Source organism: Streptomyces sp. NPDC047072 (genome assembly GCF_040643855.1).
In the GTDB taxonomy this organism is placed as follows: Bacteria; Actinomycetota; Actinomycetes; order Streptomycetales; family Streptomycetaceae; genus Streptomyces.
Genome location: NZ_JBEYVC010000059.1, coordinates 15637 through 39060 on the forward strand (window position 1 = coordinate 15637; position 23424 = coordinate 39060).

Genomic DNA, 23424 nt, shown 5'->3' on the forward strand with positions numbered 1-23424 from the left:
TCCTGACCGCCGAGGGAGTCTTTCCGTCGGCCGCCGCGTGGCGAAGCAGCATGAGCCCATGACCACCGACACCCGCCCCGCCGCAGTCCCGCACGCCATAGCCGTCTTCCGCCCCGCCCCCGCCGTCGTCATGGAGGAAGACCGCCATGCAGCACACCCCGCCCGCAGACCACGGCCCCACCTCCTGGCTGCGCCGCCGCCTCGGCCGTGCCGTCGTCCTGTCCTACGGGGCCGCCGTACTCCTGCCCGGTCCGGGGCTGTGGCTGCGCCGGACCCACACGCTGCCGTTGGGGGACACGGCCCGTCTCCCCGTGCACTGCGCGCCCCTCCTGCTCGCCCTGGTCCTCTTCTCCGCCGGACTCCAGGTCCCCGTCCGTGGCTTGAGCGGCCTTCTACGACACCCGCGGACTTTGCTCGCCGGGCTCGCCCTGCACCTGACGATCCCCCTAGTCGTCGTCCCCGCCGTCGCGTTCGTGCTCCGCCGGACGCCCGACACCGACGGCGGCAGCGGACTGGTCACCGCGATGATCCTGATCGTGGCGATGCCGGTCGCCGCGGGCGCCACCGTCTGGACCGGCAAGGGCGACGGCGACCAGCCGACCATGGTCGGGCTCGTCCTTGCCTCCACCCTCCTGAGCCCCCTCGCCGTCCCCCTGACCCTGAGCGCGCTGTCACCGCTCGTCGGCCGGGAGTACGCCGATCACCTGGACCGAGCGGCGCACACCGCCGGTGCTGGCGCCACCCTCGGAGGAGTGGTCCTGCCCTGCGCGGCCGGTGTCCTGTGCCGTCTCGTCCTGCCTCGGACCTGGCTGGCACGGACGTTGGCCGCCGTCGTGCCCGCCGCTCTCGTGGGTTCCCTGCTGTTGACCTACGTCAACGCCAGTGGAGCACTCAGCTCCTTCCTGGCCCACCCCCGCCCGCTCCTGCTGATCGCGGCGCTCGCCGTGTCGACCCTGGTCTGCCTGGCGTCCTTCACCCTCGGCCGGTGCGCCGCCCGCCTTCTTCGCCTGGACAGCGCGGAGGCCTCCTCGCTCACCCTCGCCTGCGGCATGAACAACAGCAGCGCGAGCGCGGTCCTGATCACCAGCACGCTGCCCGACAAGCCGCACCTGCTGCTGCCGGTCCTCGCCTACGGGCTTCTGCAGAAGACGGCGGCGAACCACGTCGTCCGCGGACGCTCAGGCGTCGCCGCGCGTGTCCCGCCGTGACACGGCGAGGTAGGCGACGAACGCCACGATCGCGGCCGTCCAGGCGAGAGTGACCGGCGCGAGCCCGAGGCCCAGGCCGCCACGGGTGTGGCCCACGGCCATCCAGTCGGCGAGGGACGCACCCAGCGGGCGGGTGAGGACGTACGCCGTCCAGAAGGCGGGAACCGCCTTCAGGGCGCCGAAGCGGTGGGCCAGGGCGGGCAGGCAGATGGCGACCGCGAAGAGCACGATCGACCCGAGGTAGCCGAAGCCGACGGTGGCGGTGAGGTCGCCCGCGGCGGTGCCGAGGGCGAAGGTGGCGAGGACGGCGGCCCAGTAGAACGTCTCGCGGCGGCGGGTGCGGATGCCGTGGATCGACAGGGTGCGCTCGGAGGCGTACCAGAAGGCGAAGACCGCGGTCAGTACGGCGAGGAAGGCGGGCGTGGAGACGGCGTACGGCACGCCCAGGCCGACGTGCAGGACGTCGGCGGCCATGGTGCCGAACACGCTGACCATCACGACGGCGGTCCAGTAGGCCCAGGCCACATACCGGCGCAGCGCGAACTGGACGGCGAGCGAGGCGATCAGGGCGAGTCCACCGAGAGCGACCGCGAGGACCGGGCCGAGCACCTTCGCGAGGAGATCCGACGCCGTCTCGCCCATGCCGGTGGTCAGTACCTTGATGATCCAGAAGTAGACGGTCACTTCCGACACCTTGTTCGCCATCCGACGAACGGTCAGTACGGGCCGGTCATCGAGGACGTGCTCTGCGGTCATGATCCGCACCTTGGCACCGGGCACCTGAACACAACCTGAACACCGGCCACGCGCCAGCCCTTCAGAAGTTGCTCTCGAAGAACGGCCGGAACGGAGCAGGCGGCGATCGGCATGATGGCCGTCGTGACGCATCAGGTTTCCCTGGAGTCCGAACTCGCGTTGTTCATGGGCGAGTACGAGCGGGCCAACAACAGCCATGACATCGAGCGGGTCGTGCCGTTCATCGCCGAGGACGCCACGTATTGGTTCACCGACGGCTCCTATCAGGGCATCGACGAGATCCGGTCCGCGATCGAGAGGACGTTCGCGAAGATCCTCGACGAAACGTATGAGTTCCGGGAGCTGGAGTGGCCCGTGCTCACGGCGGACATCGCGGTGTGCCGTTATCGGTTTGCCTGGACCGGTGTCGTGGACGGTGAAGCGCGCTCGGGCCAGGGGAGGGGCACCAATGTCCTCGTGCGGCGGGACGGCGGCTGGAGGCTGCTGCATGAACATCTGAGCTCCTGACCCCAGGCCGGAGCGGTGTGGACGTTGTGCTTCGCAATCGGCGGCCTGGAAAATCGGGTGCGGGCCGCTGAACTGGGGTGGTAGGCAAGCGATGTGACAGAGAGTCTCGAGTATTCCGCCCTGCTGCGACTGATCGACGAGCGGTCGGCCGCGTTCCGGAGTGCGGTTGCCGCCGCACCCAGCCTTGACGCGCCGGTGCCGTCCTGCCCCGAGTGGACGGTGTTCGATCTGGTGCAGCACCTGGGTACGGGCCAGCGCTGGTGGGCCGCGAACGTCGCCGCAGGCCCGGCCGAGGCCCCGCCGGCCAAGGACGTCGCGGAGGCGCCGCGCGAGCGCGAGGCGCTGCTGGCCTGGTACGCCGAGTCGAACGAACTGCTGCTGACTGCGCTGCGCGAGGCCGGCCCGGAGCGCGAGTGCTGGGCGTGGTGGAGCGCCGGCCTGTCGCCCGCGAACGCCCGGGGCGTCGCCCGGCGCCGGGTGCACGAGGTGCTGGTGCACACCTACGACGCCCAACTCGCCGCAGGCACCGTGCAGCCGATGCCGGTGGACGTCGCGATCGACGGCGTGGCCGAGTTCCTCGACACCTGCAACTCCACCCCGGCGGCCTGGCCGCACGAGGCCGCCACCATCCACTACCACGCCACCGAGGGCCGTTCCTGGCTCCTCACGCTGGACGGCACCGGCGCCTGGCCCGCTTCCCTCCCGGACGGCGCCGCGCCCCCCTCCGCTTCGGCCACGGGCACGGCCGAGCAACTGCTCCTCTTCGTCTGGGGCCGCCTCACGATGAGCGACCTGAAGATCGAGGGCGACCGGCAGGTGTTCGAGCGGCTGATCGCCTGGGAGCCCGAGGAGTAGCCCGTCGATACCGTCGGCGGACGGGCGGCCGATCGCGACGTATGCCGGTACAACTGTGCGACGTCGGCGTGTGTCTGACGTAGGGGACCACCTTCTCGGCTCACCGCCCGACTTCGTCACTTCACCCAGAGGTAATGACATGCTCCGATCCGGTCATGGCTTCCGTACAGTTCGCAGGGCCGTCGGAACCATCGGCGCCGGCGCACTGATCACGTTGAGCAGCGCTCCCTCCGCCACGGCCGATGTTTCCGGGGCCGGGCTGCTGCTGGGGACCATCGCGCCGATCAACGGAGTGCGGCCGGGGAGCACCTTCGAGCCGCCGGTCACCTTCGAGAACCAGGGTTCCCAGGCGCTGGAGAAGGTCTGGCTGCGGTACACCGTCACCCAGGGGTTGGATTACGCCGACGTGCCGTCCAACTGCGTACGGTGGGACATCGGTTCGTACGACGAGTTGCCGGCCAGATCCCAGATGACCTGCGAGTTCGACCAGGCCGTAAAACCGGGTGTCGTCTACGCGCCCGAGAAGCTGACCCTCAAGGCTCTCGACCGGGCGCTGTACGACGATCTCGACGTCGCCGTCGGGTCCTACGACTTCGGCCCCGACGAAGGCGCCAGCAGGCCCGTGCGCGGAACCGCGCCCGTGGGGAAGCTGGTCGAGCGGCCCGGCTCCGTGCCGAGCGGCAGCAGTAGCGCTGGGGACCACGACTATGTCGAGGCCCGGGTGCGGGTGAACGCGGTGAACACCGCCGACTTCCAGGTGTCGGGAGCGCGGCTGGAGGGCCGGGTCGGAGACACGGTCGACCTGCAGGTGAAGTTCACCAACGCCGGCCCCGCCTGGGTGCTGGTGGAACCGGGCCCTCCGGTGCCGACCCGCGTCCTGATCAAGCTTCCCTTGGGTACGACCGCGGTCAAGGCACCGCACTGCGAGAAGCCGGCCGCCGGAACCTACTCGTGCTTTGTCGCACAGGGCTGGGTGGAGGAGGACGACGTGAACACCTACTCCTTCAAGCTGAAGATCGACAAGGTGGTGGCGGGGGCCAAGGGCTCGGCGGCCCTCACTGCCGATTCGCGCCCGTACGACGTGAACAAAGCCAACGACACGGCGGACATCCTGCTCGACGTCGAGGGCAGCGGTTCGGCGGGTGGGAGCGGTTCGACGGGCGGGAGTGGGTCGGCGGGCGGTTCGGGTTCCACCGGCGGGAGCGGGACGGCGGGGGGATCCGGGACCACCGGAGGCTCCTCGGCCGCCGGATCTTCGGGGAGCGCCTCCACTACCGGCGGTGACCTCGCCGCCACCGGCTCCGGTCCCGCGCTGCCCCTCGCGGGCGCCGCGGCCGCGGCCGTAGCCGCCGGCGCGGGCACGGTCCTGCTCGTACGTCGTCGTGCGGCCCGGCGGTAATCCGCTCGGCGCGCCCGGTCCAGATCCGACCGCGCCACGCCTCGAACTGAGCCTGGCGCGTGGCGAACTCGCGTCCAGCGTGTAGGACAGGGCGGTCGGCGGAAGATTGGCGGACTGCTGGTCTCTCGCTCTCCATTTGCTGGGCTGTCTCTCGACCGCGGGTTCCTAGGGTCGTGTCCATCCCCCGGAGGTCCGATTCCCCGGACCGCCGAACTCGCCGTGATTCCCCAGTGTTTGGAGAGACCCTGATGCGTGCTCTGCCCGGTCGTGTCGTGCTTGCGGCTCCCGCCGCCGTGTTGATGTTCGCGCTGGTCGCCTGTGGTGGTTCCGACTCCGACTCCGGTTCCGGTGCCGCGGACACCCAGGCGCAGAGCGCGGGCGCCGCGGCGGCCGGTGAGGCCGACGGTGACACCGACGACAAGAAGGAGCCGCCGCTGACCGGTGACATCAAGCAGAAGGCGGAGGCCGCCGCGCTGGCCGCGTACCCGGGCACGGTCGTGAAGTCCGAGGAGGACGCGGAGAAGCCCGGCATGTACGCGGTGGAGGTCAAGCAGGCGGACGGCACCTCGATCGAGGTGTACATGGACACGTCGTTCAAGGTCACCGACACCAAGAAGGAAGGCACCGAGGAGACGGAGGACGCCGGCTGACGGACCCCGCCGGTCGGAGGACGGCTTTGACGTCCACCGACCGGCCGTGGTTGCTCTCAGCGAGCCCCGCTCCCTCCAGCCATGGATGTCCTTTCTCGTCCCGTACGTCTCCTTCGCCTCAGGCGGCTTCCCGTGAACTCCCCAACTGCCGTTGTACAGCTGTGCGAGCCTGGCGCCATGCGGCTGCTGCTCATCGAAGACGACGACCGGATCGCCGGGCCCCTCACCGAGGGTCTGGGGCGCTACGGGTTCACCGTGGATCATGTCCGCACGGGTGCCGCGGGCCTCGCCGACGCCGATGTCGCGCCGGACCTGGTGCTGCTGGATCTCGGTCTCCCGGACATGGATGGCCTGGACGTCTGCCGCAGCCTGCGCGCCCGGAGCGCCGTCCCCATCATCATGATCACCGCGCGGGGAGAGGAGGCCGACCGGATCGTGGGCCTCGAACTCGGCGCCGACGACTACCTCGCCAAGCCGTTCGGCGTACGGGAGTTGATCGCCCGTATCCGGGCGGTCACCCGCCGCGCCGGTGCGCCCGCCTACGCGCCGACCGGATCCGCGACACCGCACGAGTCGCACCGGTCGGCCGCCGGAACGCAGGCGCTGGGCCCGCTGGTTGTCAACCGCCGCACCCGCGAGGTCCACCTCGACGGCCGCCAAGTCGCGCTGACACCACGGGAGTTCGACCTGCTCGCCCACCTCGCCGAGGATCCCGGCACGGTGTACTCGCGCCAGCAGATCATGGACGCCGTATGGGATCCGCACTTCTTCGGCCCGACCAAGACCCTCGACGCGCACGTCGCCGCGCTGCGCCGCAAGCTCGGTGACCCGGGCTGGATCACCACCTCCCGCGGGGTCGGCTTCCGCCTGACCGTCCCCGGCGACCACATCCCTGTCACGGGGGCCGGATGACCCGGCGCCTGCTGCTCAGCTACCTCGCACTGGCCCTGCTCGTGCTGGCCGGGCTGGAGATCCCGCTCGGCTATGTGTACGCCCGCGGCGAGACCTCCCGCGCCGCCCAGAACGTGGAGCGCGACGCCGCCATGCTCGCCGAGGTCGCCGAGGAGGACATCGAGAAGGGCCAGCTGGACGAACTGCCCGACGTGGCGGGCGACTACGCCGAGCGCACCGGCGGCCGCGTCGTCGTCACCGACAAGCAGGGCGTCGTCCTGGCCGACTCCGACCCGGCCGGCCGTACGGGCATCAGCATCGCCGCCGAGCCGGACATCGCCCGCGCCCTGACCAACCAGTCCACCGTCGCCACCACGACCGACGGCAACGGCGATGACGTCGTGTCGGCCACCATGCCCGGCACCTCGGGCACCACCATCCGCGGCACACTCCGCCTGACTTACCCGATGGACCAGGTCACCGCCCGCGTGCACCGCATCTGGGGCGCTCTGGCGCTCGTCGGCGCCTGCGTCCTGGCGGCCGTGGCGCTGGTCGCGTTCAGCATGGCCCGCTGGATCACCCGCCCGCTGCGCACCCTTGAAGCCGCCACCGCCCAACTGGCCGACGGACAGCTCGCCCATCCGCCCGACGCCACGACCGGCCCGCCCGAACTGCGCCGCCTGGCCGCCTCGTTCACCCAGACCGCCACCCGCCTGCACCAACTCCTCAAAGCGCAGCAGGCGTTCGCCTCCGAAGCCTCCCACCAGCTGAGAACCCCGCTCACCGCACTGCGGCTGCGCCTGGAGAACTTCGAACCCCACCTCGACCCGCGCGCGCATCCCAGCCTGGACGAGGCCGTCGGCGAGGTCGAACGCCTCGGCCGTATGGTGCAGGGACTACTTGCCCTGGCCCGCCTGGAGAACGCCGCCACCACCCCCGAACCCGTCGACCTCGACGCCGTCCTCTCCGACCGGGTGGCCATGTGGGAGTCGTTGGCCGCCGAGCAGTACGTCGGTCTCGACATCACCGGCCCGCCCGCAGGGTGGGTGTGGGCGATTCCCGGCGCGCTGGAGCAGGTCGTCGACAACCTCGTCGCCAACGCCCTGCGCGTCTCCCCGGCCGGCACCGCGATCACCCTCCACCGCGTCCCGGGCGGCGAACTGCACGTCCTCGACCAGGGCCCGGGGATGAACGCGGCCGACCGTGAACGGGCCTTCGACCGCTTCTGGCGGGCCTCCGACTCCCACCACGACGGCACCGGCCTCGGCCTGCCCATCGTCCGCCACCTGATCGACGCCTCCGGCGGCACCATCACCCTCCACCCCGCCCCGGGCACCGGCCTCGACGCCGCCATCCGGCTGCGTCCGGTAACCCGCCGTCGACCGCACGGCAATCGAATGTCCCGATCCGCAGCGGCACCGGCGCGATGACAGGGCGGACCAGCACCGGTACGTGACGTCGGGCCGGCTGCGGGGCCGACGCCTACCCCTCTGCCACCCGCAGCCGCTGGGCCGCCGTGTCACCGCGCCGGCCGACCGGTACGACACCTGTCGCGGCGCCGAGTCCGTACGCGGGCATGTCGACGTACACGGATTCGTAGGAGCCCGCCGGGACGATGAACGTCTCGTGCCAGATGCCCACGCTCCCCTTCCCGGCACGTGCCCGTCGGTTGAACGCCGACCAGGCGGGCCGGTGCTCCTTGTCCTGCTGGTGGGCGTAGGCGAGAAGCCGTTCCTTGTCGGACCAGTACTCGACGACGTAGAAATCCCGGAGGCCGCCGTAGAGCACCTTGTAACCGAGAAGTCCGCTGGACTTTTCCTGCGACAGTTCGCGCAGCATGCGCGGCATCGACATGAATGCCGGAAACCAACTGGAGAACGCCCGCAGTCGATTGATCCGCAGCCCGATGTGGAAGACGACGACATCGCCTTCGGCGGCGGCGGTGTTGCGACCCGGGACCACTTTCTCGGACATGATTCTCCTCCGTCTTGAGACGGTTCGTTGAGGTTATGGCCGGAGCTTCGCGCGAATCGCCCAGAAATGGATCGCCAGACCGACTCCCCAGCCCAGAATCGACCACAACGGCCAGAAGAACTGGTCGGAGGTGAGGATTCCCCACAGGATCACCTGGGTCACGTTGGCGATGACGTACCAGAAAAGGTGGATCCGCAGGCCCCACCTCATGGCCTTTTCGCTTTTGTGCATCACGCCTCCTGCGCTTCCTGCAGGGCCGTCTCGATGAGGGCGACCGTCGCACCCGGCCGGGAGACGAACACCATGTGCGAAGCGCCTTCGACCACCTGGGTCTTTGCACCGGAGCGCTGGGCCATGAACTCCTGTGTCGCCGGCGGGATGATCCTGTCGGCGCCGCTGATCAAGTTGTAGTTCGGGATCGTGTGCCAGGCCTGTGGACCGGTGGCGGGCTCGCCCAAGGCGGCGCCGGTGGCCGGGCGTTGGGTGATCGAGTAGAGGGCGGCTTCCTCCGCCGACACGTCGGCCGCGAAATGAGGATGAAAGACCTTCGGGTCGATGTAGAGGTCGACCTGTCCGTCGGGGAGCGGTACGGGCTTGAGGGATTCACCCACGGTGCTGCCCGGGAACTTCTCGACCAGCGACTGCGCGCTCTCGCCTGTCTCCGGCACGAACGCCGCCAGATAGACCAGTGCCTTCACGCTCGCGTTTCCCGCGGCTGCGGTGGAGATGACCGCGCCGCCGTAGGAGTGCCCGACCAGCACGATCGGTCCCTCGATGGTGTCCAGCAGTGCCTTGACCTGAGCCGCGTCAAAGGCGAGCCCTCGCAGGGGATTTGCCGCGGCGACCACGGAATGGCCGTCGGTGACAAGCCGTTTGACGACGGCGTTGAAGCCGCTGCTGTCGGCAAAGGCTCCGTGCACGAGCACGATCGTCGGTTTCCCGCTCACCATGGACCAACCTCTCCTTCGGAGTACGACCACTTCACGCTCGACGCAAAGCTAGGGCGGCGCACTGGACAGGAATTGAATGAGACCGGGCCCCCGTTCCCGGTGCGCTTCACTGATCATTCAGTCGACGTCAAGCCGGTTCGGCCAATCTGAGCGCCTCGAAGGACCGATGCAGGACAGATGACTGGGGGGTGCCGATGGTGTCGGACGAGGAAGCCGATGTGGTGGTGATCGGATCGGGCATGGGCGGCCTCGCGGCGGCGCGCACGGTCGCACAGTTCGGCGGGAAACGTGTTCTCGTCCTCGAACAGCACTACACGCTCGGCGGGATGACGCACGAGTTCTCCCGCGCCGGGCGATACCGGTTCGGTACCGGGCTGCATTACATGAGTGCGAGCGCCGGCCCGTTCCTCGGGTTCATGACGGACGGGAGGGCGCAGCTCTCACCGCTGCCGGACGATTACGACGCCCTGCACTTCCCGGGGTTCGATTTCGCCGTCCCCGCCACGAGGGAACGGTTCCGTGAGCGTCTGAAGGAACGGTTCCCTGCAGAGTCCGACGCGATCGACCGCTTCTTCCGGACCACCAGCTGGGCGATGGCCGGGCTGACCGCGCGCAATGTCTCCGCCTCGTTGCCCGCCGGCATACGGAGAGCGGGCGCGCCCCTCGTCGAGCGGCTCTTCCCGTCGGAGTTCCGGTCGTTGCGGGACCAGGTTTCCCGTAGCTTCCGGGATCCGCGGCTGCGCGCCGTCCTCGCCGCGCGATGGGGGCTCTACGGCACTCCGCCGGCGTCGAGCGCGTTCGGCTATCACGCGGCGGTCCCGCTGACCTTCTTCATGGAAGGCACCGCACATCCCGTGGGCGGCCCGCAGGAGCTCAACCGCGTCGTCCTGGAGATCCTTGAGCGGTACGGCGTGGAGCTGCGCTCCCGGCAGAGAGTCCATGAGGTCGTCGTCGAGGGCGGGAAGGTGGCCGGTGTCGACGTCGAGGACACCGCCACCGGCCGCCGCTACCGGGTGCGGACGGACACCGTCGTCTCGGCGGCGGGAGTGCGCAACACGTACGCCCTGATCGGGAAGAGCGATGAACTGGCCGATCTGCCCGAGGAGCGGTCGGCGGTCATGCTGTTCCTCGGACTGGACCGTTCTCCGGCGGAGTTCGGGCTGCGCGGCGAGAACCACTGGTTCATGCCGGACCTCGATGACCAGGAGAGCGCCCAACGCCCGGTGGGGGAGGGCACGTTGTACGTGTCGTTCGCCTCGCTCAACAACCCGGCCGCACGTTTCCACACGGTGGAGTTGCTGGAACTCGTCGATCCCAAGGTGGTCGATCAATGGCGCGGGACGCACGAACGGCCGGACAGCTACCGCAAGTTCAAGGACGAGCTGACCGGACGCATGCTCGCCCGCCTGGAGGAGCGCTGGCCCGGTTTCCGGGAGACGGTCGCCTTCGCCGAACTGGCGACGCCGTTGTCCTTCGAGACCTATCAGCACAGCGTGCGAGGCTCTTTCTACGGGCTCGCGGCGACTCCTCAGCGGTTGCGCTCGGCGCGGGCGGGATGCCGTACTCCGGTCAAGGGCCTGTTCGTGGCCGGGCAGGACGCCTGGGGGTCCGGTGTGGTGGGGGCGTTGGCGGGCGGGTTGATGGCGGCGAACGCCGTCCTGAAACCACGGCAGTTGGGGACGATGTGGCGGGCCATCGGTTCCGGCGGGGTGGCCCGGCAGCCGGCCACGCCCTGGGAGGGGTATCTGCGCGTGGCCGGCATCGAGGTGCTGACCCCGACGGTCCGCAGGATCCGCCTCGCACCCCTGGACGGGTCCGCGCTGCCGTTCTCGTTCACCGCCGGGCAGTACGTGAAGGTCGAGTTGCCCGTCGCCGTCGAGCCGATCGAACGGTCGTACTCGATCTGCAGCAGTCCCGGCGAGAGCGGCTTCGTCGAGATCGCCGTGAAGCACGAGCCGGACGGGCTGGGGTCGGGGTTCCTGCACGAGGAGTTGGAGGCCGGGTTGGCGTTGCGGGTAAGCGGCCCGCACGGCGAGTTCACGTGGGAGCCGGGCGCTGAAGAGGGCACGCTCCTGCTCATCTCCGGGGGCGTCGGGATCACCCCGCTGATGAGCGTCCTGCTCGCCGCCGCCGACGCCGGTCACACGGGTCGGATCGTCCTGCTGGCGAGCTACCGGACCGAGGCCGAGGTGGTGTTCGGGCCGGAGATCGAAGCGCTGCGGGCCCGGTTGCCGGGGCTGGAGGTGTCGGTCTTCGCCACCGACCGCACAGGACGGATCGGCCTCGACGAGTTGCTGCCCCACGCGGGCCCGACGACCCGCGTGCACCTGTGCGGGCCGGCGCCCATGATGCAGGACCTGATCGGTCGCCTGGCGGAACTGGGGGTGCCGCGCGAGGCCGTCCACACCGAGGCGTTCGTGTCGGGCCGGAGCAAGGAGTCCCGCCGGGAGAAGGCGCACGCCATCGCCGTAGCCGCCGCGGCGGCCGGTGTCACCGAGTTCATGATCGGTACGGTGGGCGGGACCCCGGCGTTCCCGTGCCGCCCCGGGCAGTCGGTCCTCGACGCCGCCAACGCCGTCGGTGTCGCCCTGCCCCAGTCCTGCGGCGAAGGCGCCTGCGGCACCTGTCGGGTGCGGGTGCTCTCGGGCGCCTACGAGACCGACGACCGCGGGATGTTCTCCGCCGACGAGTTGGCGGCGGGCTGGCGGCTGGCCTGCCAGACACTGCCCACCGAGGACCTGGTGATCGGTCAGTAGGACGGGCCGACCGCGGTCACTGTCCGCGCCGCCACGGTGGTGCAGGACCTGATCGTCGCGCCCCTCTGCGACCCGCCACGCTCGGGCCTGGCCACCTGGTACGGGCTGCTCGGCGAAATGTGGCTGGCGGCCGGAACACTGGACGAGGCCGACGCGGCGCTCGACCGGGCGGACCGGGCCGTGGCAACGTACGGCCAGCGCTACTGTTCGCCCGTCGTGCCGAGGAACTGCTGGCCGAGTTCGCGGACGACACATCCCGTTGACCCGCCATACATGACGGCGACACAACTCCCCCTGGAACTGGGCCGGTTCCGCCCGGCGGTCGCCTCCGCCGATGGACCCGGGCCGCAAAGCAACCGTAAAGTGGCTACGCCGCAGCCGATGGGGGTCGGCCGTGAGCAGGGGTGGGGTGGGCATGGCTTCCTCCGGCGGGCATCTGCGGCTGCAGATCCTCGGTCCGTTGCGGATCTGGCGGGACGGCGTCGAACGGGACCCCGGGCCTCGGCAGCAGTCGTACATGCTCGCGATCCTCCTCGCCCGCGCGGGCAGGCCGGTCAGCACGAGCGAGTTGATCGACCTGATCTGGGAAGAGGACGTCCCGGCGTCGGCGGTGAACATCCTCCAGAAGTACGTCGGCGCGTTGCGACGGCTGCTCGAACCTGCGTTGCCCGCCCGCGAAGCCGGCTCGTTCCTCCACCGGCGCGGCCATTCCTACCTCTTCACCGTCGGCTCCGCCACGCTCGACCTCGTCGCCTTCCGAGAACGAGTCGACGCGGCGAGGGCCGCGCCCCACGATCACAAGGCGGCCCTCGACCACTACGTCGAGGCGCTCGGGCTCTGGCACGGCTCGGCGGGCGACGGCATCGCCGAGGGGACGAGCGCCACGACGGTCTTCGCCGCACTCGACAACGAGTTCTACGACGTCTGTACGGCGGCGGCGGAGCTCGCCGTGTCGACGGGCCGACCGGAGCGGGTGCTCACGGCTCTCCAACTGGCCGCGTCGATGGCCCCGTTCAACGAACCCGTGCTGGCCGCTCTCATCGGCGTTCTGGGCGCCATGGGCCGCCAGGCGGAGGCGCTGTCGGTGTTCCGTCAGGTCCGCGACCGGCTCGCCGAGGAGCTCGGCATCGACCCGGGGCCGGCACTGGAGGACGTACAGCGGCGGATTCTCACGCAGCCCCCGGTGCCGCCGCCGGTGCGGGTGGCGGGCGAGGAGGCCGGGCGGTCCACGGCGGCCGCCTTGTTCGGCCGGACCGAGGAACTCGCGGCGCTGCGGCGCATCGTGGAGGGCGCACTCGCCGGCGACACCGCGATCGGTGTCGTCGAAGGCGAACCGGGCGCGGGCAAGACCCGGCTGCTGGAGGAGGCCGCCTCCGTGGCGGGCCGGCTGGGCGCACTCACCGTCTGGGGTGCCTGCCTGGAGGGCGACGGGACACCGGCGATGTGGCCGTGGGAGCAGGCACTGAACCAGGTCGTCCACAGCCTGCCCGCTCCGGCGGGCGACCAGTGGCTCACCGGCGGACTGGGAAGCCTGCTTGCGGCGCGGGACGACGCGCCCCGTGAACTACCCGACGGCAACGCCCAGTTCCGGCTGTTCGAACAGGTCGTCGCCCTCGTCGGACAGGCCTCGGCGCAGCGGCCGATACTCCTGATCCTCGATGACCTCCAATGGGCCGACGTCACCTCCCTGCAGCTGTTGCAGCACCTGGCGGGACGGCTGCCCCGGGGGACCGCGATCATCGGTGCCTTGCGCGACCGCGCACCGACGCTCAGCTCGGATCTCTCCCGGGTACTGGCCGCCGTCGGCAGGCTGCCCGGCCACCGGAGGTTCCGGCTCGGCCCGCTCGGACCGGCCGACGTGGCCGAACTCGTCCGGCACGAGGCCGGCCAGGATCCCGGCGACGCCGTCGCCCGCGCCATCCACGCCCGTACCTCCGGCAATCCGTTCTTCGTCCGCGAACTGTCCCGGCTCCTCAGCGGGAGCGGTGCGATCGGCGACGGCGGGACATCCGCCCCGGCCGGGGTCCCGGCCACCGTCCACGACGTCGTCCGGGACCGGATGGCCGGACTCGACGACCACGCCCGCGACCTGCTGCGGGTGGCCGCGCTCATCGGCCGCGACGTCGACCTCAGACTGCTGTCCCGCGCCACCGGCGTGGGCGTCGCGGACTGCCTCCACCACCTGGAACCGCTGCACACGCTCGGGCTGCTCGAATCGGACCCGCAGGACCCGTCCTCGCTTCGCTTCGCCCACGACCTGGTGCGCGAGTCGGTCTCCGAGACCGTGACCAAAGGGCAGGTCACCCAGCTGCATCTGCGCGTCGCGGACGCGCTCGAACAGATCCACGCCGACGACGAGGACGTCGCCGAACGCCTCGCCTACCACCTGTGGTCCGCCGGGCCCCTCGCCGAGCCCGTGCGCGTCGCGGAGGCGCTGATCCGCGCCGGCCGCCGCGCGGCCGCCAAACTCGCCTTCGAGTCCGCCAACCGGCAACTGCGCTCCGCCGTACAGGTCACCCGGGCCTCCGGACTCATGGAACTGGAGTTCTCCGCCCTCACGTTGCTCGCCATCGTCGTCCGACGACAGGCGGGCTACGACGCCTCGACCTTCGACCTTCTGGAGCGGGCCGAATACCTGGCCGGCACCCTCGGCCGGGAGCCGGAGGCCGCCGACTTCCTCTTCATCCGCATGATGGGCGCCTACACCTCCATCGAGAAGGGCCGCGGGGAGATGGCCCGCCGACTGCACGAACTCGGCCAGGTGTCCTCCGATCCGGCCGTCCGCCGCTACGCCCGGCACGCCTGGGGCCTGCACCAGTGGGACATCGGCAACATCGGCGAGGCGTACCGGTGCTTCGTCAAGGAGGATGTCGCCGCCGGCGGCACCGTCGCCCCGGACGAGGAGACACCGCTCCGGCGGGACGGCAGCATCCCCGGGGAAGGGCCCGGCTGGCGGGCCGTCATGACCGCGCTGCACGGCGATGTCGAGGCGGCGCTGGCTTTCGTCGACACCTGGGACACCCCGGAGGACCCGTACGCGGCCTCGGTCTGGGTCTACTACACGACCATGATCACTTCCATGGCCGGAGACGCCGAGGCGGCACGGCGCGCCGGCGAGCGGTGGGCCGCCTCCGGCTTCGTGCGGCTGCGCGCCGCCAACATCGACCTCTACATCCGGCAGTTCTGGTGCTGGGCACGCGCCCTCACCGGCGAGGATCCGGCCGGCGCCGCGACAGAGGCCGAAGACCTCCTGGCCGCCCACCTGCTCGATCCGCCGCAATGGGGCGTCGCCTACCACTACGCCCTGATCGCCGAGATGTGGCTGGCAGCCGGATCGCCCGACCGGGCCGAGTCCGCTCTCGACCGAGCCGACCAGGCGATATGGGACTACGGCCAGCGCTACGCCGAAGGGCTCCTACTCCTGCTGAGGGCACGCCTGTTGCAGGCCCGCGGCGCACCCCTCACCACGGTCCGGGCCGCCGCCGAACGCGCCCACACGCAATCCACCGCACGCGAGGCCCACTTGTTCGCACGACGCGCCGAACAACTCTCGCAGGACCTGGAGGCCATCCATGACCGCAGGTCCTGACGAGGCACAGAGCGGGCTGACAGCCCTGGCCCGTGGGCTCTCGGCGCCGAAGGGCTTCGTCGATGCCAGCTTTGCCGCGCCTCCCCCCGGAACGATTCGCCTGCTGGGCGGCATCCCCGCACCCGAGGCCCTGCCCGTCGAGGCGATCGGCCAGGCCGCGGCGCGGCTGTGGCAGACCCCCGACGCCGCGGTCGCGAGCCTGCAGTACGCGCCGGCCCGCGGATCCGACGCGCTGTGCGACTGGATCGCGAAACGGGAGGGCGTCGACCCGAGCCGGATCGTGGTGACGAACGGCGGCATGCACGGCCTCGGACTGGCAGTACTGACCGTCGTCGAACGCGGCGCCACCGTCGCGGTGGACGATCCGGTGTTCCCGGGGTTCCTGTGGGCCCTGGAGGTGTCGACGACACGGATCCTGCCGGTACCGGTCCTGGCCGACGGCTTCGACGTCGAACACCTCGCCCGGCGGCTCGCCGGCGGCGTCCGGATCGCCGCGGCCTACACCGTGCCCGACTTCCACAACCCCGCCCAGGTCAGCCTCTCGGCGCCGAAGCGACAGGCACTGACCGAACTCGCCGAGCGGTACGGCTTCTACGTGATCGTCGACAACCCGTACCGCGAACTGCGCTTCGACGGCCGGGACCAGGGCGTCGACGCCTTCAACCAGTCGGACCGGGCGATCCACGTCAACTCCTTCACCAAGACGCTCGGCCCCGGCTGGCGCGTGGGCTGGCTCGTGCTGCCGGATCACCTCGTGGACCCGGTGACCCGGCTGCGCAACCGCCTCGACGTCCACACCTCCTCGGTGACCCAGGCGATCGTCGAACGGCTGCTCACCGACGACGCCTCATGGTTCGACCGGGTCGTGGAGAGCGCCGCCGCGCTGTACCGAGAACGCGCCCGCGTGCTGGTCGACGCCCTGCGGGAACAACTCCCGGGCGCCTTCCACGTCGTAGCACCCGAAGGCGGGCTGTTCCTGTGGCCGCGGCTCACCGACGACGCCGTGAACCCCGCGGCGCTGTTCCGGCGGGCGGCCGCCCACGGCGTGCTCTACCAGCCGGGCGAGTTCTTCGCGGCGGACCCCCGGCGGCCCTCGTCGACCCGGCACCTGCGGTTGTCCTACAGCGACCGCACGCCGGACGAACTGCGGGAGGCCGTACGACGACTGGCGCTCGCCTTCCGTAGCTCTTCCGGCTGAGCACGCACGCGAGCAACGACCTGTGGTGGACTCCCTGGAGGCGGCTCATGACCGACGTTCGGCTCCCCCTGCGCGCACTCGTCCCGTTCGCCGCCGGTTCGGTCGGCATGGGCATCTGGGTCACCGTGCCGGGCATCTTCCTGCTGTACTTCCTCACCGATGTGCTGGGCGTGCCGCCGTCCACGGCCGGGCTCGCGCTGCTGCTGCCGAACGTCGCCGACATCGTGACGCACCCGTGGGTGGGGCGAATCTCCGACGTCGGCCTGGCGGGCAGCGGCCACCGCCGGCGACTGATGCTGGCCGGCTGCGTCGTGATCCTCGCCTTCGTGGCCCTGTTCGCCGTGCCGTCGGACCTGCACGGGACGAGCGCCGCGATCTGGGTCGCGGTGGCGCTGGTCGTCGGCAACCTGCTCTACTCGCTCTACCAGGTCTCCTACCTCGCCACACCGGCCGACCTGGACATCGGGTACCACGAGCGGACCCGTCTCATGGGCTACCGCAGTGTGGTGATCATCGTGAGTGTGCTGCTCGCCGGTGTGGCCGCGCCGGTGGTCGCGGGCGACGATCCGGGCGTCGGCGACTACACGAGAATGGCCCTGCTGCTCGGTGCGGTCATGCTCGTGGCGATGCTGGTCGGCATCCACGGCGTCGCCCGCCTCCACCGGGCCGCGCCGGGCGTCCCGGCCGAGCCGGGGCACCGGGGCGGGCTGCTGGTGGCGCTGCGCGACCGGCAGTTCCGTGCGCTGACCGCGTCCTATCTGACCGTGGCGATCACGATGAACCTGGTACTGGCCGCGATGCCGTACTTCGCCGAGTACGAGCTGGGCCGTTCCTCACTCACGTCCGTGCTCATCGCGGCGTTCATGGCGCCGGCGGTCCTGACCACGCCCCTGTGGGTGCTGGTGGCCCGGCGTCTGGGCAAGCAGCGCAGCCTGCTCGTCGCGCAGGCCGCGTTCGTGGGCGGCTCGCTGGTGCTGGCCCTGGGCGCCGGTGTGGGCCTGCCCCTGCTGATCGCGGCCGTGACCGTGCTGGGCGTCGCGTTCGCCGCGATGCAGCTGATGCCGCTGTCGATGGTGCCCGACGTCATCGCCGCCGCCGGGTCGAACGGCAGTGCCAGTGCCGGCAGTTACACCGGCGTGTGGACCGCCGCGGAGGCCACCGGCGGCGCGCTGGGGCCGTACGTGTACTCGGCCTGCCTGGCAGCGGGCGGGTTCGTGGCCAGTACGGCGGGGGAGCACACCACGCAGTCCTCCGGCGCGCTGGCGGCCGTACGCTACGGCTTCACGTTGCTGCCGGCCGCACTGATGACGATCGCCATCGTCCTGCAACGCCGGTACACCCTGGACGAGTTTGCCCACATGGAGGCACCGCGTGCGGCCGTCCAGGAGAAGGCGGCGGGGTGACGGGGCGCCTGGGGGGGCGGTCGGGTCGGTCACCGGATGGGGGCGCCGGCACCCTGGTTCCTTAGCCGGTACGCTCAGCCCTTCCCAGCGTCGGCGGGTTCGAGGTCCGACGGTCATCTGCTCAGAAGCGGTGCGCCTCGTTGAGGAAGGCGCCTCCGTGATGGCGGCGATTTCGGCCCGCGCGGGTGGCCTACGAAACGGACGGGCGTGAGGGGTTCGCCGGTGTCGGGTGTGGAGGCCGCGAACATCCTCAGGTCCTGGAGGCACAGCACCGCCTCCGCCATCGTGCCCATCAGCCCCCTGATCATCCGCACGCGGGTGGACAGCAGCCAGAGCCCGGTGAGCGCGGCCATCGCGGTCGGGAGGTCGAGATGGCCGCCGGCGCGGGCGTGCGTCGCGACGAAGTCCTGGCTCGGCAGGGCGTTCCGCCGCAGGCTGCCGGCGAGCGTGGAGCGCGGCAGCTGGTCCCCGACGCCTCTGCTGCGCGTCCCCAGTTCGCGATAGGTGAATCCGGTCCACTCCTTGAGCTGCCGGAGCCGGACCATGAACTCCTCCGGCGTCCCGGCGCCGTCGGGCGAGGGACAGTCGCCCTCCGGCAGACCGTCCCCGGCATCCGCTTTCGAGACCCTGGCCCCGAACAAACAACTCCCGAAAAACGCGACGCATCCGGGCACCGGCTGCCCCACGCCGGCGGTGACGCTCACGTACGTGGGGGCCTGTGACGGTGAAGGGAGTCCTAGGCGCTCACACGTCGCCCTTGTCGACCAGTTCGATCAGGGCGTCGGCCGCCGGAGCCGAGGATGCCGGGTTCTGGCCGGTGATCAGGAGGCCGTCCCGCAGGACGTAGGGCTGCCAGTCGCCGGTCTTGGAGTAGATGCCGCCGAGCTTGGTGAGTTCGTCCTCGACCAGGAAGGGGACCACGTCGGTGAGCTGGACGGCGTCCTCCTCGGAGTTGGCGAATCCGGTGACCTTCTTGCCCGAGACCAGCGGAGTGCCGTCCTCGTTCACGGTGTGCCGCAGGACGCCGGGGGCGTGGCACACCAGTCCCACCGGCTTGCCGGAGCGGAGGGTGGTCTCGATCAGCCGCGCGGAGACGACGTCCTCGGCCAGGTCCCACAGCGGTCCGTGCCCGCCGGGGTAGAAGACCGTGTCGAAGTCGCCGGCCGCCACCGCGTCGAGGCGCACGGTGTTCGCCAGTGCGTCGGTCGCCTCCGGGTCGGCCTCGAAACGGCGGGTGTCGTCGGTCTGGAAGCCGGGTTCGTTGCTCTTGGGGTCCAGCGGCGGCTGTCCGCCCTTCGGTGAGGCGAGGGTGATTTCCCAGCCGGCCTCCTTGAAGCGGTAGTACGGCGCCGCCAGTTCCTCCAGCCAGAACCCCGTCTTGTGGCCGGTGCTTCCCAACTCGTCGTGCGAGGTGAGAACGATCAGAACCTTCATGACACACTCCTTGTGTGATTAGACCAGTCTACTAGTGCGAAAATCAGAGTCAGTCGGATCGGGGGCGCCGGGGCGGCCTCCGCGCGTGGAGCCTTTTACAGGTGCAACAGCCTGCGCGTCACCGCTGTGGCCGTGTCGAGCGGGGCCAGGCTGCGATGGATCTTGGCCATGACGCTCGCCCCGAGCCACATGTCGTACAGGGCCTGCGCGATTTCGCGAGGTTCGCCGTCGACCGAGAGGGAGCCGTCCTCCAGGCCGCCGTTGATCGTGCGCTCGATGCGGTCGACGACTGCGCCCGTGCCGTCCTTCAGGGCCAGCCGCATCGACTCGGACAGGTCCGCGACCTCGGCGCCGAGCTTCACGGCCAGGCACTTGCCCTGGCACTCGTCGATGCTCTGCGTCTCCCGCCATCGCTGCCAGTAGGCCATCAGTCGGTCGGCTGCCGACCGCTCGGAGGGGGCGAGAACGCCGTCCATCTCCTGGAGGTAGTCCGCGAAGTAGCCCTTCAGCATCGCTTCACCGAAAGCGTCCTTCGAGGCGAAGTAGTGATAGAAGGACCCCTTCGGCACGCCGGCCTCCGCGAGCACCTCATTGATGCCGACAGCGGAGTACCCCTTGTGGGCCATGATCCGCTGGGCGGTGTCGAGGATGACCCGACGCGTGTCCGTGGTGCGCGTGGCGGCTGGCATGCGGAGACCGTAACACCCGAGTAGACCAGTCGTCTAGAACCGCCCGCGAGCGGCACCGCCGACAGGTTGACAACGACGGAACTGGTGGTGAAGCGACCCCCGGCAGCCGCCCGGAGTTCCGTTCAGTGCTCGTCAAGTCGGCGTCCCTACGCTGACCGGCGATCACCACCGAGAGCACCGGATACCGAAGGGCGTACATCGATGACGACAACTCGCCGGGGTCTGTTGGCCGGATCCGCCGCGGTCGTACTGGGCGCCGCACTCGACGCGCCCGCCGCACAGGCACACACCGGAAGCGGCGGCGGCCGGAAACCCACCGTGGTACTCGTGCACGGCGCGTTCGCCGACGCCTCCGGCTGGAACGGGGTGGCCTCCCGGCTCATCAGCGACGGCTATCCGGTCATCGCTCCGCCCAACCCACTGCGCGGCGTGGCCTCCGACTCCGCCTATCTCGCCGGCATCCTCGCGCCCCTCAGCGGCCCGCTCGTCCTCGTCGCGCACTCCTACGGCGGGATCGTCGTCACGAACGCCGCGACCGGCAACCCGAACGTGAAGGCGCTGGTCTATGTCGCCGCGTTCATGCCCGACCAGGGGGAGACGCTGCTGGGCCTGCAGACCAAGTACCCGGGAAGCAGGCTCAGCGAGGCGGCGCTGGACTTCCGTCCCTACGGCGAGGGTCTCGTCGACGGCTACATCAAGAAGGAGTTCTTCCACGACGTCTTCGCCGGGGACCTGCCGAGGCCGGCCACCGCGCTGATGTGGGCCGGCCAGCGCCCGGCGGACGTACGCACCCTCGGGGAGCCGTCCGGCGCCCCGGCCTGGAAGAGCATTCCGTCCTGGTATCTCGTGGGCCGCGACGACCAGGTGCTGCCCCCGGCGGCGCAGCGGTTCATGGCACGCCGGGCCGGCGCACACACCTTCGAGGCGGACGCCTCGCACGTCGCGATGATCGCGCAGCCCGCGGCGACGACCGCCGTGATCAAGCGCGCCGCGCGCTGACACCAGGACGGGGCGGCCATGCCGATGGTCGAGCACCTGGGGCGGACGATGGTCCGCCGACGGTGTTGGGTGATCGGCCCGGCCGCGGCCTTCGTGGTGTTCGGCGGCGTCACCACGGTCGACCGTGACATTCGCGAGCGGGTCGCGGCGGACATCGCCTTCGCGGAGACGATCGTGCCCGCCACGATGCGCCTGCTCGGAGACGCGAACTGGTGGGCGGGGGCGCCTCTTCGGTGCTTCTACCCCCACCACGGCCTCCGGGAAGCCGCGCGCCCCGATGTGCGTTCGGCGCCGATCCGTATGCCGTCCAACCAACCCTCCAGCCAAGGATGTAGACGATGCATCAGCGCGCATACGACAGCCAGTGCGTGGCCGAGGAGAAGCGGCACACCTTCGCGACGTCGCCCATCAGGAATCCCCGACTGACCTTGTTCGCGCTGGCGTTGGGCACCTTCGCGATCGGCGCCGGCGAGTTCGGCAGCAACGGCGTCATCCAACTGTTCGCGGCCGATCTGGACGTGTCCGTCCCGGTCGCGACCTACGCGATCACCGCGTACGCCCTCGGGGTGATGGTCGGTTCCCCGGCGATCACCCTGCTCGCCGCCCGGGTCAATCGGCGCACTCTCCTGCTCGGCCTGATCGGGCTGTTCGTGGTCGGCAACGGGCTCTCCGCCCTCGCGCCGGACATCACCCTGTTCGTCGTCTTCCGGTTCGTCGCGGGGAGCGTGCAGGGCGCGTTCTTCGGCGCCGGGGCCGTCGTCGCCGCGTACGTGTACGGGCCCGGCAAGGGCGGCAAGGCGTTCGCCACCGTGATGGGAGGACTCACCGTCGCCACCATCGCCGGGTCGCCGCTCGGCACCTTCATCGGCCAACATGCCGGCTGGCGTGCCCTGTACGGCACCGTGGTCGCCGTAGGACTGCTCGCCGGAGCCGCCCTCCTGGCCTGGCTGCCGCGCACCGACGACCTGCGCGGCAGCTCCCTCACCGGCGAGCTGGGCGTCCTGAGGCGGCGGGGCGTCTGGCTGATGGTCACCGTCGCGGCGCTCGGGATCTCCAGCATCTTCGCCGTCTACACGTTCATCGGCCCGTTCGTCACCGACGCGGCGCTGCGCGACGCCTCGCTCATCCCGGTCGCGCTCACCGTCTTCGGCCTCGGTATGGCGGTCGGCAACCACGTCGGCGGTCGGATCGCCGACCGGTACGAGAACCGGGGGCTCCTCCTGGGCTACGGCGGTGTCCTGGGGTTCCTGGCGCTGATCGGTGTGGCGGGCGACAGCCTGGTGGTTCTGCTGCCCTGTCTGTTCGGCGTCGGCGCGACCATGATGTTCGCCATCCCCACAATCCAGGTCCGGCTGACCGCCTTCGCACCGGACGCTCCGACCCTGATGGGCACGCTCAACCTGGCCGCCCTCAACCTGGCCAACTGCCTCGGCGCGATCGGCGGCGCGATCGCCCTCGACGCGGAGTGGGGGACTCTGTCCACCGTCTGGGCCGGCTTCGCCCTCACCACCGCGGGCCTGCTCCTGTACGTCACGACCGTCGCCCGGGTGAAGCGGGGGCCGGTTCCGGTGCGTGGGGCACTACGCGTCGGGGTCTCGGAGGCCGACTGAGTCGTGCCGCCAGAACGGCTCCGAGTAGACCAGTGTCCCCGTCATCCAGGACTCGTACCGCGGGAGCCTGAGGGCCTGGAAGGCGGCATCCGGAACGCGCAGGGACGGCTTTCGGAAGCCCTGGCTGTCACCGGGCGCGAAGCCGAAGCGGGAGTAGTAGCCCGGATCGCCCTCCAGGAAGACCAGGGGGACGGCCCGCTCGGCGAGGGCCTTGAGCCCGTGTCGGACCAGGGCCGAGCCGATACCTCGCTTGTGATGCTCGGGCATGACCGCCAACGGGCTGAGCACCTGCACCTTGACCAGTCGCCGAGGGGCATCGAGCAGACTGCGCGTGAACATGACGTGCCCGACGATCTGCCCGTCGAGCTCGGCGACCAGTGAGAGACCGGACTCCGGTGTGATCGTGTCCCGCAGGGTGTCGACCAGGTCGGCCACGACAAGGCCGTGGTCACCGAACGCCCGCACGTGGATGTCCCGCACGGCCGCTCTGTCGCTCGGAAGTTCTTCGCGAAGATCCATGACCGGAGGGTAAGGACCAGCCCCACTCGCCCGCACA

21 protein-coding genes are annotated in these 23424 nt (G+C 70.6%); 13 read left to right on the forward strand and 8 right to left on the reverse strand.

What is annotated here, in order from left to right; all coding sequences use genetic code 11:
- Positions 1-146: 146 nt before the first annotated feature.
- Positions 147-1208, forward strand: a complete 1062-nt coding sequence (locus ABZ896_RS24430; protein ID WP_360932825.1) for a sodium-dependent transporter — start codon at positions 147-149, stop codon at positions 1206-1208.
- Here ABZ896_RS24430 and ABZ896_RS24435 read toward each other — a convergent pair.
- A complete protein-coding gene (locus tag ABZ896_RS24435) occupies positions 1179-1964 on the reverse strand; it encodes a hypothetical protein (protein ID WP_360932828.1) in 786 nt (261 codons plus the stop codon). The genes ABZ896_RS24430 and ABZ896_RS24435 overlap by 30 nt on opposite strands.
- Positions 1965-2087: 123 nt before the next feature.
- Between ABZ896_RS24435 and ABZ896_RS24440 the strand changes: the two genes are divergently transcribed.
- The 6 genes from ABZ896_RS24440 (at position 2088) to ABZ896_RS24465 (ending at position 7696) form a co-directional block, all read left to right on the forward strand.
- Positions 2088-2471, forward strand: a complete 384-nt coding sequence (locus ABZ896_RS24440; RefSeq protein ID WP_360932831.1) for a nuclear transport factor 2 family protein — start codon at positions 2088-2090, stop codon at positions 2469-2471.
- Between the two features lie 93 nt (positions 2472-2564).
- Positions 2565-3326, forward strand: a complete 762-nt coding sequence (locus ABZ896_RS24445) for a maleylpyruvate isomerase family mycothiol-dependent enzyme (protein ID WP_360932834.1) — start codon at positions 2565-2567, stop codon at positions 3324-3326.
- A gap of 214 nt (positions 3327-3540) precedes the next feature.
- Positions 3541-4725 (forward strand): hypothetical protein, encoded by a 1185-nt coding sequence (locus ABZ896_RS24450; protein ID WP_360932837.1) that lies wholly within the window; start codon positions 3541-3543, stop codon positions 4723-4725.
- 248 nt (positions 4726-4973) lie between these two features.
- Positions 4974-5375, forward strand: a complete 402-nt coding sequence (locus ABZ896_RS24455; protein WP_360932840.1) for a peptidase — start codon at positions 4974-4976, stop codon at positions 5373-5375.
- Between the two features lie 177 nt (positions 5376-5552).
- On the forward strand, positions 5553-6287 hold the full coding sequence (locus ABZ896_RS24460) for a response regulator transcription factor (protein WP_360932843.1): 735 nt from the start codon (positions 5553-5555) through the stop codon (positions 6285-6287).
- Positions 6284-7696: a HAMP domain-containing sensor histidine kinase gene (locus tag ABZ896_RS24465; RefSeq protein ID WP_360932846.1), complete on the forward strand. Its 1413-nt coding sequence runs from the start codon at positions 6284-6286 to the stop codon at positions 7694-7696. The genes ABZ896_RS24460 and ABZ896_RS24465 overlap by 4 nt, the downstream gene beginning before the upstream one ends.
- A gap of 52 nt (positions 7697-7748) precedes the next feature.
- On the opposite strand, the gene ABZ896_RS24470 is transcribed toward ABZ896_RS24465, so the two are convergent.
- From ABZ896_RS24470 to ABZ896_RS24480, 3 genes are read right to left on the reverse strand one after another with little or no spacing between them, the layout of a single operon-like run.
- The gene (locus ABZ896_RS24470; protein ID WP_360932848.1) at positions 7749-8240 is read right to left on the reverse strand and encodes a DUF4188 domain-containing protein; all 492 of its coding nucleotides are present in this window, start codon (positions 8238-8240) and stop codon (positions 7749-7751) included.
- A 33-nt stretch (positions 8241-8273) separates the two neighbouring features.
- Complete coding sequence (locus ABZ896_RS24475; protein ID WP_360932851.1) at positions 8274-8471, reverse strand: 2TM domain-containing protein; 198 nt, start codon at positions 8469-8471, stop codon at positions 8274-8276.
- Positions 8471-9190, reverse strand: a complete 720-nt coding sequence (locus ABZ896_RS24480) for an alpha/beta hydrolase (RefSeq protein WP_360932852.1) — start codon at positions 9188-9190, stop codon at positions 8471-8473. The genes ABZ896_RS24475 and ABZ896_RS24480 overlap by 1 nt, the downstream gene beginning before the upstream one ends.
- Positions 9191-9384: 194 nt before the next feature.
- Here ABZ896_RS24480 and ABZ896_RS24485 point away from each other — a divergent pair, with 194 nt between their 5' ends.
- The 4 genes from ABZ896_RS24485 (at position 9385) to ABZ896_RS24500 (ending at position 18136) form a co-directional block, all read left to right on the forward strand.
- Complete coding sequence (locus ABZ896_RS24485) at positions 9385-11946, forward strand: FAD-dependent oxidoreductase (protein WP_360932855.1); 2562 nt, start codon at positions 9385-9387, stop codon at positions 11944-11946.
- Between the two features lie 415 nt (positions 11947-12361).
- The gene (locus tag ABZ896_RS24490) at positions 12362-15535 is read left to right on the forward strand and encodes a BTAD domain-containing putative transcriptional regulator (protein ID WP_360932858.1); all 3174 of its coding nucleotides are present in this window, start codon (positions 12362-12364) and stop codon (positions 15533-15535) included.
- Positions 15519-16733: a PLP-dependent aminotransferase family protein gene (locus tag ABZ896_RS24495; protein ID WP_360932861.1), complete on the forward strand. Its 1215-nt coding sequence runs from the start codon at positions 15519-15521 to the stop codon at positions 16731-16733. Before ABZ896_RS24490 ends, ABZ896_RS24495 begins: the two co-directional genes overlap by 17 nt.
- A gap of 47 nt (positions 16734-16780) precedes the next feature.
- Entirely contained in the window at positions 16781-18136 is a 1356-nt protein-coding gene (locus tag ABZ896_RS24500; RefSeq protein WP_360932864.1) for an MFS transporter, read from the forward strand.
- Between the two features lie 113 nt (positions 18137-18249).
- On the opposite strand, the gene ABZ896_RS24505 is transcribed toward ABZ896_RS24500, so the two are convergent.
- From ABZ896_RS24505 to ABZ896_RS24515, 3 genes are all read right to left on the reverse strand, one after another.
- Positions 18250-18777, reverse strand: a complete 528-nt coding sequence (locus tag ABZ896_RS24505) for a hypothetical protein (protein ID WP_360932866.1) — start codon at positions 18775-18777, stop codon at positions 18250-18252.
- A 103-nt stretch (positions 18778-18880) separates the two neighbouring features.
- Positions 18881-19570: a type 1 glutamine amidotransferase domain-containing protein gene (locus ABZ896_RS24510; protein WP_360932870.1), complete on the reverse strand. Its 690-nt coding sequence runs from the start codon at positions 19568-19570 to the stop codon at positions 18881-18883.
- Positions 19571-19665: 95 nt separating this feature from the next.
- Positions 19666-20259: a TetR/AcrR family transcriptional regulator gene (locus ABZ896_RS24515; RefSeq protein ID WP_360932873.1), complete on the reverse strand. Its 594-nt coding sequence runs from the start codon at positions 20257-20259 to the stop codon at positions 19666-19668.
- 201 nt (positions 20260-20460) lie between these two features.
- Between ABZ896_RS24515 and ABZ896_RS24520 the strand changes: the two genes are divergently transcribed.
- Together ABZ896_RS24520 and ABZ896_RS24525 are read left to right on the forward strand one after the other, a co-directional pair.
- Positions 20461-21258: an alpha/beta hydrolase gene (locus ABZ896_RS24520; protein WP_360932876.1), complete on the forward strand. Its 798-nt coding sequence runs from the start codon at positions 20461-20463 to the stop codon at positions 21256-21258.
- 338 nt (positions 21259-21596) lie between these two features.
- Positions 21597-22868 (forward strand): MFS transporter, encoded by a 1272-nt coding sequence (locus ABZ896_RS24525; protein WP_360932879.1) that lies wholly within the window; start codon positions 21597-21599, stop codon positions 22866-22868.
- On the opposite strand, the gene ABZ896_RS24530 is transcribed toward ABZ896_RS24525, so the two are convergent.
- A complete protein-coding gene (locus tag ABZ896_RS24530; RefSeq protein WP_360932882.1) occupies positions 22839-23387 on the reverse strand; it encodes an N-acetyltransferase in 549 nt (182 codons plus the stop codon). The two genes, ABZ896_RS24525 and ABZ896_RS24530, sit on opposite strands and share 30 nt — an antisense overlap.
- Positions 23388-23424: the final 37 nt, after the last annotated feature.

Excerpts from the sequence above, each read along its gene's own strand:
- ABZ896_RS24435 (WP_360932828.1), bottom strand. The coding sequence starts at position 1,964 with ATGACCGCAGAGCACGTCCTCGATGACCGGCCCGTACTGACCGTTCGT.
- ABZ896_RS24525 (WP_360932879.1), top strand. The coding sequence starts at position 21,597 with ATGCATCAGCGCGCATACGACAGCCAGTGCGTGGCCGAGGAGAAGCGG.
- ABZ896_RS24475 (WP_360932851.1), bottom strand. The coding sequence starts at position 8,471 with ATGCACAAAAGCGAAAAGGCCATGAGGTGGGGCCTGCGGATCCACCTT.
- ABZ896_RS24520 (WP_360932876.1), top strand. The coding sequence starts at position 20,461 with ATGACGACAACTCGCCGGGGTCTGTTGGCCGGATCCGCCGCGGTCGTA.
- ABZ896_RS24510 (WP_360932870.1), bottom strand. The coding sequence starts at position 19,570 with ATGAAGGTTCTGATCGTTCTCACCTCGCACGACGAGTTGGGAAGCACC.
- ABZ896_RS24485 (WP_360932855.1), top strand. The coding sequence starts at position 9,385 with ATGGTGTCGGACGAGGAAGCCGATGTGGTGGTGATCGGATCGGGCATG.
- ABZ896_RS24460 (WP_360932843.1), top strand. The coding sequence starts at position 5,553 with ATGCGGCTGCTGCTCATCGAAGACGACGACCGGATCGCCGGGCCCCTC.
- ABZ896_RS24480 (WP_360932852.1), bottom strand. The coding sequence starts at position 9,190 with ATGGTGAGCGGGAAACCGACGATCGTGCTCGTGCACGGAGCCTTTGCC.
- ABZ896_RS24515 (WP_360932873.1), bottom strand. The coding sequence starts at position 20,259 with ATGCCAGCCGCCACGCGCACCACGGACACGCGTCGGGTCATCCTCGAC.
- ABZ896_RS24470 (WP_360932848.1), bottom strand. The coding sequence starts at position 8,240 with ATGTCCGAGAAAGTGGTCCCGGGTCGCAACACCGCCGCCGCCGAAGGC.
- ABZ896_RS24490 (WP_360932858.1), top strand. The coding sequence starts at position 12,362 with ATGGCTTCCTCCGGCGGGCATCTGCGGCTGCAGATCCTCGGTCCGTTG.
- ABZ896_RS24455 (WP_360932840.1), top strand. The coding sequence starts at position 4,974 with ATGCGTGCTCTGCCCGGTCGTGTCGTGCTTGCGGCTCCCGCCGCCGTG.
- ABZ896_RS24530 (WP_360932882.1), bottom strand. The coding sequence starts at position 23,387 with ATGGATCTTCGCGAAGAACTTCCGAGCGACAGAGCGGCCGTGCGGGAC.
- ABZ896_RS24500 (WP_360932864.1), top strand. The coding sequence starts at position 16,781 with ATGACCGACGTTCGGCTCCCCCTGCGCGCACTCGTCCCGTTCGCCGCC.
- ABZ896_RS24495 (WP_360932861.1), top strand. The coding sequence starts at position 15,519 with ATGACCGCAGGTCCTGACGAGGCACAGAGCGGGCTGACAGCCCTGGCC.
- ABZ896_RS24430 (WP_360932825.1), top strand. The coding sequence starts at position 147 with ATGCAGCACACCCCGCCCGCAGACCACGGCCCCACCTCCTGGCTGCGC.
- ABZ896_RS24465 (WP_360932846.1), top strand. The coding sequence starts at position 6,284 with ATGACCCGGCGCCTGCTGCTCAGCTACCTCGCACTGGCCCTGCTCGTG.